The following is a 13381-nucleotide window of genomic DNA, read 5'->3' as shown; positions in this document are numbered from 1 at the left end:
ATGTGTATATACGTATACGTGCCTAATATATACTTTTACCTCTTTTATATATATTGTGTTTCTATTGTTTCCAGTAGTCTTGAACCTTAGTAATACCAAAGCGTTAATGTGGACACAAAACGGCTTTTTTTCGTTTCCTTGTGTTTCTTTTGTTTCCGATTTCATTTTTAGTACCGGAAACATGATTTTTATAATGGAAACAGAATTTAAATCTGTTTCCGGATAAATGCTCTCTGTTTTCCGTAGTTTTTACCAAAACTCAAATTGCTTTTTGACCTTTCCCATCCATCTAAAGTACTTAAAATATCATTTATTTCTCTACTCAGAATAGGTGTTAAAGATTTTGGATCACCTTTAAACAACTCACACCAAATCTCCATGACACAGGTCTTGTCCTTCTTCATTGTGTGTGCGCTGGCTTTTGTATCAAAATCATCATCAGGATTATCTAAATAAGTTCTTCTCTCATATAGATCCATCTCATCCCAGTTAATCGGATAATCTCTATCTAAGTATTCCTCTAGCAATCCAGTCTTAGGCGAATCCTCTGCATGTATCTTCTGTTGCCTTTTGGCTTCATCTGCTGCTTCGCCTTCAAGTCTTAAAATATGACCTTCCTTATAAAGTTTTACAGCTTCAGCCCAAATCTGATCTACCTCCTTTGGCATTTCTTCCCATACATTTTTAGTGGGACTTAGTATCATACAATCAACTGGCCAAGTCCGTCTATCTCCAGTTTTATCCCTTAAAAATTCCTTATCATTTGTAGTTCCCCAAAATATACACTGCCTTGGAAATCTTGAGGTTCTTCTACCATAAGCAACTCTATAGATATCTTCTGTTTTAGATAAAAAGAGTTTAACTGCTTCAATGTCTGCTTTTCTAGTAGCTGTAAGCTCTCCCATTTCTATTAGCCAAGCTCCTTGTAAAAGCTCATATGCCTCTTTACCTTTAACAGTATCTAAACTATCACTAAACCAATCTTTACCTAGATTTTTAACAAATGTACTTTTCCCTTTTCCTTGGGGTCCTATAAGGGTTAACATGGTATCGTATTTACATCCAGGATCGAATACTCTTGCTACTGCTGCAACAAGATGGGTTCTAATTACAGCTCTAGTGTAGAAATAATCTTTGGCTCCTAAATAATCAGTCAAGAGTGTTTCTATCCTTTCTTTACCATCCCACTCCAAACTATTAAGATAATCTCTTACTGGGTGAAATTTATGCTTTTCGTACAGAATAGTAACAGCATCATCAATTTTTCCAGCACCAGTTAGGTTATAATTACTCTCCATAAAATATCTGATTCCTGCATCATCATTGTCCGACCAATCTCCATCCTCTTTATTTGACCAAGGTAATTTCCCAACTACTGTAGCCCTATTTGAAAACTCATTATAAATTAATTTTCCTTTAATCCTTGGATCATTCTCCAGGATAATAACAGCATTATCAATTGTATTTCTAAGATTTCCCTTATTATCATAATCAAGTGACTTTAACCACTCGGTGTCTATTTCTACATCTTCTATACCTTCTAAGTCAAAATCATCCATAGCTTCATTAAGTCTTTCAGAACCTAACGTTAACTTAACGTTATCATCTGAACTTGCAAATTCACTCATGGCCGTAAAACTTGGCATCCTATTTACTGGAGTACCTTCCTTTGCTTCTTCATCTCTAATTCCAAATTTATGAATTCGCACTAGGTCAAAAGCATTACATAAAATTCCACTAGTAGGGTCTGTCCCATGATGAGAATATGCAAACTTATCTTCATATACAACTAATCCACCTACAGTAGAACCTTCACTATAGGTATATCTGCCTTCTACATTAGTAGGAATATAAACCTCATTTAAGAACTTATCTATTACTTCACTTATAGAATAGGTTCTACAGAAAGCCCCTATAATTCCTCTTTTCTCTAAAGGATCCTCTTGCTTTTTTATCTGTGAATGGATCCGTACCGATTGCCTGGAACTCTCTGGCCAAAACGATACATCTCTCCAGTCCAGATATTTAGCTAAGACCAAATCTGGGCTTAGCCAATGACCGACTTGCCTTTTAAAGATATATTCTCCATCTGATGAAGTACTAGGCCAGTACATAAGTCTACTTGGCTCATAAGTGGTATCATCAAACATATCTATTCCAATTTCTTCTGCTATCTTTCTACCTATAGCTTGATATTCATCAGGAAGAACTGTTCTATCTAAAGGAATAACAAGTCTAAGTCTTGGACTTTTAGGTTCATGAGAGTGGGTAGAATACATTAGAATTTCATAATCATTAAACATTGTAATGCTGTCCCATAAGTCATTGATAGACATATCCACCGTATCCATATCTAAAGTTAATAGAGATCTATTAGCTATGTTTTCTGCCTTTCTTCTACCATCCTTTAGACTGCCACCTACAAAACCACCTACGTCCTTAATTTCATCCCTTTGAGTTTTACTCATCTTCTTATATTCATTAAATGTTTCTCTTGTCCTAGTGGTTGTCTGTAGCTTATCAATAAGAGATTCATAAGTAATCTCTATGTTCTTCCACTTAGTTTCTTTTCTGCTTCTACCAGTAGCTATAAATATTTTTCTACTATTATTCAATTGTTTTATATTCTCAATTACTTTGTCATTTTGTTTCATCTGATCCAACTCCTAAGGTGATTCTAAAAGGTTCAATATCATCCATAGGAACTAAATATTCCTTATTCATACCAGTTACAACTTTCCAATAATTAACCCTTTTTCTATCAGTTAAACCACCAGACTCAAAATCATCATAAAAAGGTGCAGTTGCTAATGAAGATGGGTAATAATAACCATCATATTTATAGCAAGTACCAACAATTACTCCTCGAGTAGAATCTATTTTTTCAAATTTTTGCACTCGCCTAGTGCCTTTTGCTTCTTCAACATAATCGACTTGGCTAAATACAGTATCAAAATCTATTAGTTCTAAAAATCTATCCTCTAAACTCATTAACACCACCTCCTAATCCTTCTGATAATAACTACATTCATAACCATCTGCCCTAAGGGGTAATCCTTTAGCCCATGGGATTTCTTGACCCATAAGATCGGTTATATTTTTTAATTCATCTTTCTTTTCTTCAACTTCAATTACAACCTCGTCATGAATATGCATTACAATTTCATAGCCTTTTTTCTCTAAGTTGAGCATAGAATAGGCTAAACAATCTCTAGCTATAGCTTGAATAATATTCTCTACCAGTTTACCTCCGTAAGTATCAATCCAACCCCATTGTTTTGTTGTTGAGTTCATACCTTCAAATACTATTTTCTTTTTACCAGGAAATTTATCATGATCTATAAGTCTTGGTTTTGGATAAGCTAATCTTCTACCACTTGGTAGTTCTATAAATAAAATTCCACTTCTATAAATAGCTTTAATATATTTATTAATCTGAACTGTAGTCCTATTTGCTATAGCTTCCATTACTTTGTTTTCTGTGTTATACCATAGCTGTTTGATTTTAGGATTAGCTGCTCTCCAGGTATCAACTAAAGGTTGTAATTCCTCTTCAGATAATCCCATCTCTAAAGCTTTCATCTGCTTAAGAGCTCCGACACTTCCCTGATATCCTAAGGCTAATTCTGCTACCTTTCCTTTTTGTCTTAATTCACTACCTTTTGTAATTTCTTCTATGGGTACATTAAACATTTGAGAGGCTGAAGCTTCATAAATCTTTCCATGGGAATTGAATACATCAAGCCTCCATTTCTCCCCAGCAATCCAGGCTATGACTCTTGCTTCAATTGCACTAAAGTCACTTACTATAAACTTCTTACCAGGACTAGTAATAATTGTTGGCCGGATACATTGACTTAGTACATCAGATGGATTGTCATACATCATTTCAAGTAGCTCTAAATCCCCATTCTTGACTAATTCTCTAGCAGTATCTAAATCCTTAATATGATTTTGTGGTAGATTGTGAACCTGGATTAACCTTCCTGCCCATCTTCCAGTACTGGCTCCATAAAATTGCAGTAATCCCCTAGCTCTTTTATCTTCACAAGTAACCTCTATCATCTTTTTATACTTAGATATGGAAGTCTTGGACAATCCCTGTCTTATCTCTAAGGCAGTTACTATATCTTCATGATTTTTAAATTTCTCCTGAAGCTTTTCAAGGTTATCCTTAGTAATACTTTTCACACTCTTACCGGTCTTTTCTTTAATATATTTTTTAAGCTCTGGTAAACTATTAGGGTTGGTCATGCCAGTAGCTTTAGTAAATAATTTTGTAAGTCTATTGGTCTGTTCTAAGTCTATGGATATAGCGTTTTCAGCCATATCTAAATCAATTAATACTCCTCTATCATTAATCTTTTGATCTAGCTCATATAATTTCTTTTCTGCATCTATAGTTTCAAACCTCTCAAGCTTCTTTCTTATATTCCTTTCAACTTCAACGTCTCTTATACAATATTCTTTAAACTGCTGCCATTCCTCTGGCATATCAGTAGGTAATACTCTTTCAGTTTCTTTAAACATTGCAATTTGATTTTTATTTTTTCTATCTGGTTTAGGATTACAAAATATCTTAATGAGTTTTTTACCTATAGTTAGCTTCTGTTTATCTTCATCAAGCCCTATAACTTTCCCTACATTATCAAGTCCTCCTGTTATACCTAAAGACCAAGCCTTTATCATAGTACAATCCCAATTTTCAGTTTTAATACCAAAATATTTATTTATGGCCACTCTTTCAAATTGAGCATTAAATGCAGTCTTAATCACATTCTTATCTAGTAAAGCCTTCATTACTCTTTCCGGTAATTCTTCTTTATTTTCTAAATCAATTATTTCTACTTCTTCATCATCAAAAGCATATGCAAAGAGTAAAATTTTGAAATTATTGGAGTCTACGTATTTGTAGACTCCATTTGCATTTATATCTATATCTGAATAGGTTTCAATATCTATTCCTAATATAGTCAATATAATCAACCCCTATTAGTTCAAGAAATCATCATCAACATCCACTTCTTCAAATTCAAAGTCTTCCTCTGCAGATGATCCTCCACCTAATCTTTCTCCATCTTCTACTTTCTGAATATTACCTAAACCACAAGCTATTCCTACATTTCCATTAGTATTGAATCCATAGAAGTTAATACTTACTCTTGCATAACATCCTGAATAAACTTCATCTTCTCCTAGTGTAATAGCTTTACCTGTAGTTCTATCCTTTTCAGTACTAACTACTGCTGGAGCTTTTGTGGAGTTAGCATTTATAAAGTAGCATCCCTCATATACTTCATCATCTGGTCTATCTTCATCCCCATCTCTTAAAGGTGTTTTTAAATTAGCTGGAACCTTGCCTGCTTTATTTGATAATTTAGTCTTGTCCCTTTCAATAGCATTTTTAATAGCTTCTTCTATTACTTTTATTTGCTGCTTATCATCCTTAGGAATAATTAGTGATACTGAGTATTTTGGTTCACTTCCATTTATTGATTTTGGTTCAAATATATTTGCATAACTTAATCTAACCTTTCCTGTAATTACCTTAGTTTCGTTTTTTATTATAGCTTTCATTATTTAATCTCTCCTTTTAATTTTTATTTGTAAAAATTCTTAATATTCTAATCAAATTTATGTGGTAATATTAATCCCACAAGTTCAGGATCTTTTATATCTGTGGTAAATCTCTTAATTAACAAGACCTTTGGTTCATATTCAAATGTATCAGAATTTGTTCCTATATACATTTCAACAACATCAGACTTTTCAATCAAAGCAAAATCATTGTTTCGTATACCGCATTCGTATTGATTATCTTGAGTTTTAAAAACTCTTATACAATCTTTAATTGCAGAATCAGCTTCTGGCATATAAGCTCTAAACAGCTCACAAGGGACAGCTGAGAGTTCGTATTTAATATACTCTTCTATAACATCAGGCATTTCCGCAATTACTTTTCCCATAACCCCTTTAACATTTTCAGGAATCTTCATTGATGCACTAAATCCACTTATCCATCTATCTCCATTTTTTCTCTCATGTATCACACCATTAACTCCTAAACTTTTAACAAACTTTTCAAATTTCATTTAATTTTCCTCCTAAATATATTTTATTTTTAAAAGAAATCTTCCTCAGCTGAATCTAATTCAGGTCTTTTATCATCTTCACTAACTAAAGTTGGTGTTCCTGGTGGTTTGGTAATTAGCTCTCCAGCTAATTCCGTAAATTTCTTTTTACCTATTAGCTTTTCTTGGTTTGTAATACCTTCTAAAGTTTTTGGTTTATAAATCTTATCTTCCTCATAACCTTCTTTTAGTAAAACAGTAGCCAAAGCATCTTCATCTTCAATCTTTCTATTAGATCTTCCTTCTACTAATTTGAATCCAGGATATCTGATACCTTTTAAAGCTTCATCTAATGCATAATCTTTTATTTCTTTTGCCCATTTCTCAATATCACTAGCCTGTCCTAGTATTTCAGCTATCTCTTCAATATTTAATAGATTAGGATCCTTTTGAAATTTGTTATATAAACCTTTATTCATATAAGCTCTAGCCTTGCAAATCTGTCTTACTTTGCAGAATGTACACCAACTACCTGGAACAGTTTCTCCTTTGCCTTCAAATGCTACTGCTGCCTTAGGTTTTAATTCAGTTTCTGCCCATTCTTCTAACATAGATGAAGTTATGGTCCAGGATGAAATATTATTGAGCCTTACTTGTGCTATGGTCATAGTGATTTTTTCTATTCCATAAATAAATCCATATTTCTCATAAGCTCCTAATGCATAAAGCTTTAATTGAGAGTTGTTAACAGGGCTTACCTCTACACCCTTTCCAAACTTAAGGTCAATGATTTCCATTTCTCCATCAGCTATTATAATGCAGTCCCCAGTACCAAATCCCTCAGGTACATAAGAACTAAAATCTAATCTTTCTTCTAGAAATATTACAGCATCTTTTGACTTAGCCACTGCTTCATGATAAGTTTCTAAAACATAATTTACATAGTCTTCTACTTCATCTACCATACCTTCATAAAATAATTCATCAGTCTTTAATTTCTTTAGTTCTTCATTATATTTTTTCTTTGTAATGGATTTAAGTGCTAATTGAAGTTGTAGTTCTCCTAAACTATGGGCTAAAGTTCCTTCAGCAGCATAAGTACTTGTAGTGTCATCATATCTTTCTGAAAGTCTTGCACTAGGAGTACAATTTAACCACCTTTCAGCACTTGAAGCACTTAATAGTGCATGTTTTGTCATTAAATCTCCTCCAATGCCTTTAATACTGCTGGAAAATCTTTTTCCTCTAAATCCGTAACCTTCTTAACTCCAAAATCCTTAAGAATAGATTTAAGTTTTTCAGTATTACCTTTTGAATTCTTAGCCATAAAAGCAGCTCTTACCTGTTCAATAGTAATTGAAGGCGGTTCTTCTGCCACTACTTCTTTAGGCTCCTCTTTTACTTTAATTTCTTCTTTCTTTAGTTCTGGTGTTTCCTCTGTAAGATCCTCTACTTTATCAGTAACATCTAGCATTAGATTTACTGCTGCATCTGCTGTATTAATCATTCCTTTCTGATAAGCTAAAGCACTACCTATCAAAGCCAATGCTTCTGTCAACTGATCTAAACCATTTATGTTAACTTTAATTTCTAATTCCATTTTTATACCTCCTATGTTATAATTTAATTGGATATTTTTATTTTTAACCTTTTAGGATTGCCGTCCTGAAGGTCTTTTTCTTTCAAGATCTTCTTAGCTTCAATTATTGCTTCATAAAATTTCATTGATGGATTTTCCCTCATAATCTTAGCTGCTTCTTTAATAACTTCATCTATCACATAATCACCTCTTTAGATTATTTAACATTACTTTCCGATAATTCTTCAAGTTCCATAATTACCAATGCATAGCAAATGAAGAGTCCAACACTTATCTGTTTTTCTGAACCTTCTACTTGTTGAAAATCTCTATAGTGACCGGCTGCCCTTTTTCTATATTCTTTTATTAAGTCTTCTATTTTTCCATCCACAACTGACACCCCCCTTTAAAAATAGGTATTTACAGTCTTATCTTTTAAAGAATCTAATCTTTTCTTAGTTCTTTCATCATCTTTACGTTTCTGTTCAATTGTTTTAAAGAAACTACAACCTCTACATTCTTTTACTCTTAGAGCTGTACATATAGTTCCATTATCTGCAAAACATTTAGCCATGATTTATTCCTCCCCTTCAATTTTAAAAGTCTTTAATATAACTTTCTTATCTACACTTAATACAAAATCCTTATCACATCCTCCCTGGTCAATATCGCAAGTAATGACTTCTTTAGGAAGATAAAAATCATGACCCACATATACTTTATTTTCAAACTTAATTTTATTGATTATTGTTCTACATAAGTATCTTGATTCTTTATATTTTAGATTTTTATCTTCGATTAGCTGTGGCGCATCTTCTCTATCCTGAAAAGCTAAGGCAATATCTATCATCTTAATTTTTGAATTAAGTGCTGCTATAATTTCCTCCAATTCTTCATCATTAAAATCAAATATCTTTTCAGGATGATACTTTTTCAAAGTTACTGTTCCATCTTTTGAATTAGTACAAATCTCCAATGGATCCCCTTCTCTAATCCTTAAAGTCCTTCTAATTTCTTTAGGTATTACAACTCTGCCTAACTCATCTACTCTTCTAACCATTCCTGCGTGTTCCACTGCTACACCTCCTCTCTGCACCAATTTCGATGAATCGGATACAACTCACAGTTTTGTCCTTCATATTCATATTCTAAAGTTCCATACGTATCGTTATTTGGCAGATTAAAAACAACTTCTTTTCCATCTATTAAATCTACATAATGACTTAGTACCTTCTGTATCTTTTTAGGTGCATGTCTTTTAAAAAGCTTTTTATCAAATATTATTTTCATTTTCTCATCATCCTCTGTTCTCTAATAATGGCCATAACTCTTTCCTCTGCTGCCTTTAACTCGTGATAAGCTACACCTTCAAATTCGTCTGGTGTTTCATCATAATTAGCCCTAGCCTTTTCAAGTTCTTTTAGAGCTTGTCTATATTCATCTGTCAAGTATTACACCTCCTAGCTTCTAGCAATTTCAACTAACAATTCATCTTCTAATCTTTTTAGATGCTTTAAATCTTCTGCGTTATTTCTCTTCAAATATTCTAAAAATATTTCATTAATACTTTTTTCTTGTGATTCAAAATAATTTTGTATTTTGTCAAATTCCTTCAATGTTATTACATCATTCTCAAAAGCTTCTCTAAGTTCTTCTTGTGACTCATATTTATATTTCTTCTTCAATTTTTCTTTTTCTTTAGATACTTTCTTTTCATATTTCTTTATGAGTATTTTAGTTTCTCTGATGTCTAACTTTGTAAGTGCTATTTCTATTTCTAATTCCAATTCCTTTATGGAGTTTTTCACGCCTGTCCCTCCTATCACTAAAAACTTATATTTGTAGTTTCATACCAAAGCCTTAAGGATTTCCAAGTTGGTTCAATGCCATTCCTTAGGCATTTTTGCATATAATACTTTAAATATTTGATATTCATTACTTAGACCTCCTATATACTTGCATTTTCTCTCGATAAATTATTTAGCCATTCCTCAAAGGTTCTAGTATTTATCTTTTTCATCTTATTACCTGAAAGGCTTTCTATTTCAATATAGGGTACTTGTTTATTAGCTACTAATCTATATAGCTCTTGTTGAGGAAATCCGTATAGCTTAGCAGCTTGTTTTACTGATATAAGTTTGGCTTCCATAGTTGCACCTCCATTAAATCAATTCTCAAATAGACTTAACTGTAATTTAGTTCTAAAGCTTTTTATTGCTCTTATACTCTCATCAATTAATCTAATATTATCCGTCAATTTCTTATAAGGAATATCTTGCCACGCATCGGCATCTAACATTAATAAAACTCTTTGTTTTACTAAGTTAACCTCTCCGACTTCTCTATCATCACCTAGACTATTTTTAATGTAGTTATTAAGATCTATTTTATTTGCATGAGTTGGTCTATAGTTTTCTTCATATACAGATAATCTTTTATCTATAGTGTTTATTAGCTTATCTTCTAAAGCCTCCATGATGTTATTGACTATTGCAGTCTGTGAAATATGATAGACTTCTTTTAATGCGTTTTCCATCTTATTAAAAGCTTCAATATACTTGAGTTTCCATTCCAAAGCCTTTCTACCTGTGAACCCCATTGCTAATAATGTAAATCCATCTCTTGTTAGAAGATATTCACTTTGTTCTCTCTTGTAACTGTCTCTATATTTACTTGGTATAAAAAGATGTGCCGAATTTTCGACCGATGTTTCCAATTCCCTTATTGATTCCATAACATGCTTATGTTCCTTCTCGAGATTCTCTGCTACTTCTCTACTGCTAACTATTAATTGACCATTTCTGTCTTGAATATTTATTAAATTATTCATTCTCGTTCCTCCTTTCTATTTGACTCCCATGTAATTTTTTATGTTGCTTTTCAGGAACATAGTCGTTAAAAAAAATATCGGCTTTAATTTCTAATTCGGCACACATTTTTTTTACATCCGTTATAGTAAAATCCCCAATGCCATTTAACTTATTATTAAAAGTTGATATGGACATATTCAGCATATTCGCAACATATTTTTGCCTTATTCCATTTTCTACTAAAAAACCTTTTACTTTAGGATATCCTTTCATAATGTAGCTCTCTCCTCCCTTCCTTTTTGTTCCTTTTCTGGAACTTCTTGGTTATAGTATATTAAACCCTCGTTCCTTTGTCAATAACATTTTTTGATTTTTTATAAAAAATTGTTCCCATTATGGAATTTATATGATATACTCTAATAAAACAATTAAAAAGGATGGTTAATTATATGAAAAGTATAGGTGAAATTCTAAAATCTCTAAGAGAAGAGAAATCTTTATCAATGGACGAAATGGTAGAGCAGTTAAAACAATATGGAGTAACTCCTTCTAAATCTATGATATCTAGATGGGAAAATAATAAAGCTGAACCTTCAATGGAGTATGCTAGAATATTATCCAAATACTTTAACGTAAGCTTAGATTATTTAATAGGGTTATCTGATGAAAAAAAATCCTCTAGTAAAGATGATAGAACTCTAAGCGAGATAGAAATATTGACTCAAGCAGCACATAAAGTAGGTCATGACGGACCGCTATCAGATTCAGAAATAGAAAAAATAAAATTAGCAATTCAAATTGCATTAGCAAAAAGAGAAAAATAGGGAGGTTTTTTTATGGGAGGATATGAAAAACTACTGATGGAAGTTGAAAATAATGTTATCATAGATGATACAGCAAATCTTCCTGATGATATTTCAGGCTATTATATTGAAACTAATTCCGATAATTTAATTCTATTAAACAAAAATATAGAATGCACTAAAACTAAAACTTGTACTTTAGCTGAGGAAATAGGCCATCACTACACTACTTTTGGAGATATCTCAGATCAGTCTAAAACAGAAAATATAAAGCAGGAGATTAAGGCTAGAAGATGGGCAGTCCAAAAATTAATCGTAGTTGAGGATTTTATAGGTGCGTTTAATGCTGGTGTAAGAAATAGGTATGAGTTATCAGAATTTTTAGGGGTAACTGAATCATTTATAGAAATGGCACTTACACATTTTAAATGTATATATGGACTATATTGTCAAATAGATAATTATGTGGTATATTTCGACCCTTTATCTGTATTGGAAATAATAGAATAAAGATAATTACATACATGATATTCAGAGCCTTGATTGGCTCTTTAATATAAATAAACAAAGAACATAAGTTTAAGAAAGGAGGCCTATAATGGCAGTAAAAACAAATTGCAACATAAACGGTATAGATTATTATCGTTTAAGGGTCACAATAGGAAAAGATAGAAAAGGAAAAGATGTTATTAAAAATTTTTATGGTACTTCTAAGACGGATGCTGAAAATCAAAAAGATGGTTGGATGAAAAATAAGCTTCTTGGAATAAACCATATTAGTATTAGGGACTCACTCTCAATGGCAATGTTTAATTGGGTATGGGATGTTCTCAAAGTATCTGGAATAAAGGTTACAAGTTTCGAAAGATATGAGGGAATCTATAGAAATTATGTAGAAGAAAGTAGTTTAGGTTTTATGATTTTAGAAGATATTCAAAGGGTGAATGTTCAGAGGTGCTATAATAAATTACATGAACAAGGGAAGTCTTATTCTCAAATTAAAAATCTTCATAAAGTAATAAATATGTTTTTTAAATATGCAGTAATTGAAGGATATTTACTAAGAAATCCTTGCACTGGGATAAAACTAGATGTTTATAAAAAAGAAGAAGATGTAGGGGAAATAGATTTGTTCATAGAAGATGAGGGAACGGTTGAGACTTTTACAGATGAAGAAATACCTGTACTACTAGAAGGTATAAAAAATAAGAAATTAAAAATAATGGTCAAATTTGCTCTAGGTACTGGACTAAGACAAGGAGAAATATTAGCACTCAAAAAAACTGATATTAAAAATATGGTTGTCCAAGTTACTAAAACATTAAGTTTCGCAAAACTTTATGATGATGCAGACAATTATAGTTATGAAACAATAGTTACTAGACCCAAAACTAAAAAATCCATAAGAAAAGTTCCAATACCCACAGAATTAAAAAAAGACCTCGCTGAATTGAACAAGATCCGAATTGAAGAAAAATTAAAACTAGGTGAATTATATCAAGATAACGACCTGCTATTCCCTTCTGAAACAGGAACATATATCGACAGTAGAAATCTATTAAGATCATGGAAAAGGGCTTTTGAAGGCATAGACGTGCCTTATAAGAAGTTCCATGCACTTAGGCATACCTTTGCTACTCAATTAATAAAAAATGGAGCACAACTCATCACGGTGTCACGATTACTAGGACATGCTTCTATTAAAACTACAGAAATATATGCTCATGTTACAGAAAGCACAAAAGCAGATGATGTGCAATCCTTGAACTCGCTATTCAAGTAGATTAAAAACCAATCTAATATAGTCCATTAAAAACTAATTGGCTAATTTTTGGCTAAATCTTTTTTCACACAAAATCTGCTTTTACAGAATGTTGAAATTTCAACGTTATGGCGTACCCTGAGGGAGTCGAACCCCCGACCTTCTGGTTCGTAGCCAGACACTCTATCCAGCTGAGCTAAGGGTACATTATTATGACTACAAGAATAAATAAATGGATCCCTAAAGAACTATCGAACTATACCCTACGGGGTACATATATGGAGCGGGTGAAGGGGATCGAACCCTCGCAACCAGCTTGGAAGGCTGGGGCTCTACCACTGAGCTACACCCGCATA

At 32.4% G+C, this 13381-nt stretch carries 20 protein-coding genes and 2 tRNA genes; 3 read left to right on the top strand and 19 right to left on the bottom strand.

Annotated features, from left to right (window positions below; all coding sequences use genetic code 11):
- Positions 1 to 206 precede the first annotated feature (206 nt).
- From RT714_RS14355 to RT714_RS14275, 17 genes are all read right to left on the bottom strand, one after another.
- Positions 207 to 2654 (bottom strand): virulence-associated E family protein, encoded by a 2448-nt coding sequence (locus RT714_RS14355; protein WP_313758532.1) that lies wholly within the window; start codon positions 2652 to 2654, stop codon positions 207 to 209.
- Positions 2641 to 2991 carry a hypothetical protein gene (locus RT714_RS14350; RefSeq protein WP_313758530.1) on the bottom strand — a complete coding sequence of 117 codons (351 nt, stop codon included), beginning with the start codon at positions 2989 to 2991 and terminating at the stop codon, positions 2641 to 2643. Before RT714_RS14350 ends, RT714_RS14355 begins: the two co-directional genes overlap by 14 nt.
- Before the next feature lie 12 nt (positions 2992 to 3003).
- Positions 3004 to 4977, bottom strand: a complete 1974-nt coding sequence (locus tag RT714_RS14345) for a DNA polymerase (RefSeq protein WP_313758528.1) — start codon at positions 4975 to 4977, stop codon at positions 3004 to 3006.
- A 15-nt stretch (positions 4978 to 4992) separates the two neighbouring features.
- Positions 4993 to 5577 (bottom strand): DUF2815 family protein, encoded by a 585-nt coding sequence (locus RT714_RS14340; RefSeq protein WP_313758526.1) that lies wholly within the window; start codon positions 5575 to 5577, stop codon positions 4993 to 4995.
- A gap of 47 nt (positions 5578 to 5624) precedes the next feature.
- Entirely contained in the window at positions 5625 to 6092 is a 468-nt protein-coding gene (locus RT714_RS14335; RefSeq protein WP_313758525.1) for a hypothetical protein, read from the bottom strand.
- A gap of 29 nt (positions 6093 to 6121) precedes the next feature.
- Positions 6122 to 7270, bottom strand: a complete 1149-nt coding sequence (locus tag RT714_RS14330; protein ID WP_313758523.1) for a DUF2800 domain-containing protein — start codon at positions 7268 to 7270, stop codon at positions 6122 to 6124.
- Positions 7270 to 7671 carry a hypothetical protein gene (locus RT714_RS14325; protein ID WP_313758521.1) on the bottom strand — a complete coding sequence of 134 codons (402 nt, stop codon included), beginning with the start codon at positions 7669 to 7671 and terminating at the stop codon, positions 7270 to 7272. Before RT714_RS14325 ends, RT714_RS14330 begins: the two co-directional genes overlap by 1 nt.
- Before the next feature lie 23 nt (positions 7672 to 7694).
- On the bottom strand, positions 7695 to 7850 hold the full coding sequence (locus RT714_RS14320; RefSeq protein WP_313758519.1) for a hypothetical protein: 156 nt from the start codon (positions 7848 to 7850) through the stop codon (positions 7695 to 7697).
- A gap of 17 nt (positions 7851 to 7867) precedes the next feature.
- Positions 7868 to 8041 carry a hypothetical protein gene (locus RT714_RS14315; RefSeq protein ID WP_313758518.1) on the bottom strand — a complete coding sequence of 58 codons (174 nt, stop codon included), beginning with the start codon at positions 8039 to 8041 and terminating at the stop codon, positions 7868 to 7870.
- A gap of 15 nt (positions 8042 to 8056) precedes the next feature.
- On the bottom strand, positions 8057 to 8224 hold the full coding sequence (locus RT714_RS14310) for a hypothetical protein (protein WP_313758517.1): 168 nt from the start codon (positions 8222 to 8224) through the stop codon (positions 8057 to 8059).
- A gap of 3 nt (positions 8225 to 8227) precedes the next feature.
- Positions 8228 to 8710 carry an AbrB/MazE/SpoVT family DNA-binding domain-containing protein gene (locus tag RT714_RS14305; protein ID WP_399327124.1) on the bottom strand — a complete coding sequence of 161 codons (483 nt, stop codon included), beginning with the start codon at positions 8708 to 8710 and terminating at the stop codon, positions 8228 to 8230.
- Positions 8711 to 8727: 17 nt separating this feature from the next.
- The gene (locus RT714_RS14300; RefSeq protein ID WP_313758513.1) at positions 8728 to 8940 is read right to left on the bottom strand and encodes a hypothetical protein; all 213 of its coding nucleotides are present in this window, start codon (positions 8938 to 8940) and stop codon (positions 8728 to 8730) included.
- Positions 8937 to 9098 carry a hypothetical protein gene (locus RT714_RS14295; RefSeq protein WP_313758511.1) on the bottom strand — a complete coding sequence of 54 codons (162 nt, stop codon included), beginning with the start codon at positions 9096 to 9098 and terminating at the stop codon, positions 8937 to 8939. Before RT714_RS14295 ends, RT714_RS14300 begins: the two co-directional genes overlap by 4 nt.
- Before the next feature lie 12 nt (positions 9099 to 9110).
- Complete coding sequence (locus RT714_RS14290; protein WP_313758509.1) at positions 9111 to 9458, bottom strand: hypothetical protein; 348 nt, start codon at positions 9456 to 9458, stop codon at positions 9111 to 9113.
- Positions 9459 to 9598: 140 nt separating this feature from the next.
- A complete protein-coding gene (locus tag RT714_RS14285; RefSeq protein ID WP_313758507.1) occupies positions 9599 to 9799 on the bottom strand; it encodes a helix-turn-helix domain-containing protein in 201 nt (66 codons plus the stop codon).
- A gap of 18 nt (positions 9800 to 9817) precedes the next feature.
- Positions 9818 to 10480 carry a Rha family transcriptional regulator gene (locus RT714_RS14280; RefSeq protein ID WP_313758505.1) on the bottom strand — a complete coding sequence of 221 codons (663 nt, stop codon included), beginning with the start codon at positions 10478 to 10480 and terminating at the stop codon, positions 9818 to 9820.
- Complete coding sequence (locus RT714_RS14275) at positions 10473 to 10733, bottom strand: helix-turn-helix domain-containing protein (protein WP_313758503.1); 261 nt, start codon at positions 10731 to 10733, stop codon at positions 10473 to 10475. The genes RT714_RS14280 and RT714_RS14275 overlap by 8 nt, the downstream gene beginning before the upstream one ends.
- A gap of 176 nt (positions 10734 to 10909) precedes the next feature.
- Here RT714_RS14275 and RT714_RS14270 point away from each other — a divergent pair, with 176 nt between their 5' ends.
- From RT714_RS14270 to RT714_RS14260, 3 genes are all read left to right on the top strand, one after another.
- Positions 10910 to 11284: a helix-turn-helix transcriptional regulator gene (locus RT714_RS14270; RefSeq protein ID WP_313758502.1), complete on the top strand. Its 375-nt coding sequence runs from the start codon at positions 10910 to 10912 to the stop codon at positions 11282 to 11284.
- A 12-nt stretch (positions 11285 to 11296) separates the two neighbouring features.
- The gene (locus RT714_RS14265; protein WP_313758500.1) at positions 11297 to 11773 is read left to right on the top strand and encodes an ImmA/IrrE family metallo-endopeptidase; all 477 of its coding nucleotides are present in this window, start codon (positions 11297 to 11299) and stop codon (positions 11771 to 11773) included.
- 88 nt (positions 11774 to 11861) lie between these two features.
- Complete coding sequence (locus RT714_RS14260) at positions 11862 to 13046, top strand: tyrosine-type recombinase/integrase (RefSeq protein ID WP_313758499.1); 1185 nt, start codon at positions 11862 to 11864, stop codon at positions 13044 to 13046.
- A 108-nt stretch (positions 13047 to 13154) separates the two neighbouring features.
- Here RT714_RS14260 and RT714_RS14255 read toward each other — a convergent pair.
- Positions 13155 to 13231: transfer RNA gene (locus RT714_RS14255), tRNA-Arg, on the bottom strand.
- A 73-nt stretch (positions 13232 to 13304) separates the two neighbouring features.
- Positions 13305 to 13378: transfer RNA gene (locus RT714_RS14250), tRNA-Gly, on the bottom strand.
- Positions 13379 to 13381 lie beyond the last annotated feature (3 nt).

The organism is Tissierella sp., from assembly GCF_032104385.1.
Taxonomy (GTDB): Bacteria; Bacillota; Clostridia; order Tissierellales; family Tissierellaceae; genus Tissierella.
The sequence above is the reverse complement of the archived record's forward strand: the minus strand, read 5'-3'. Positions and strand labels throughout refer to the sequence as shown.

Bases quoted from the DNA above. Each gene is read 5' to 3' on its own strand.
- RT714_RS14355 (WP_313758532.1), bottom strand. From the start codon at position 2,654: ATGAAACAAAATGACAAAGTAATTGAGAATATAAAACAATTGAATAAT.
- RT714_RS14350 (WP_313758530.1), bottom strand. From the start codon at position 2,991: ATGAGTTTAGAGGATAGATTTTTAGAACTAATAGATTTTGATACTGTA.
- RT714_RS14340 (WP_313758526.1), bottom strand. From the start codon at position 5,577: ATGAAAGCTATAATAAAAAACGAAACTAAGGTAATTACAGGAAAGGTT.
- RT714_RS14335 (WP_313758525.1), bottom strand. From the start codon at position 6,092: ATGAAATTTGAAAAGTTTGTTAAAAGTTTAGGAGTTAATGGTGTGATA.
- RT714_RS14330 (WP_313758523.1), bottom strand. From the start codon at position 7,270: ATGACAAAACATGCACTATTAAGTGCTTCAAGTGCTGAAAGGTGGTTA.
- RT714_RS14325 (WP_313758521.1), bottom strand. From the start codon at position 7,671: ATGGAATTAGAAATTAAAGTTAACATAAATGGTTTAGATCAGTTGACA.
- RT714_RS14310 (WP_313758517.1), bottom strand. From the start codon at position 8,224: ATGGCTAAATGTTTTGCAGATAATGGAACTATATGTACAGCTCTAAGA.
- RT714_RS14305 (WP_399327124.1), bottom strand. From the start codon at position 8,710: ATGGTTAGAAGAGTAGATGAGTTAGGCAGAGTTGTAATACCTAAAGAA.
- RT714_RS14300 (WP_313758513.1), bottom strand. From the start codon at position 8,940: ATGAAAATAATATTTGATAAAAAGCTTTTTAAAAGACATGCACCTAAA.
- RT714_RS14285 (WP_313758507.1), bottom strand. From the start codon at position 9,799: ATGGAAGCCAAACTTATATCAGTAAAACAAGCTGCTAAGCTATACGGA.
- RT714_RS14280 (WP_313758505.1), bottom strand. From the start codon at position 10,480: ATGAATAATTTAATAAATATTCAAGACAGAAATGGTCAATTAATAGTT.
- RT714_RS14275 (WP_313758503.1), bottom strand. From the start codon at position 10,733: ATGAAAGGATATCCTAAAGTAAAAGGTTTTTTAGTAGAAAATGGAATA.
- RT714_RS14270 (WP_313758502.1), top strand. From the start codon at position 10,910: ATGAAAAGTATAGGTGAAATTCTAAAATCTCTAAGAGAAGAGAAATCT.
- RT714_RS14265 (WP_313758500.1), top strand. From the start codon at position 11,297: ATGGGAGGATATGAAAAACTACTGATGGAAGTTGAAAATAATGTTATC.
- RT714_RS14260 (WP_313758499.1), top strand. From the start codon at position 11,862: ATGGCAGTAAAAACAAATTGCAACATAAACGGTATAGATTATTATCGT.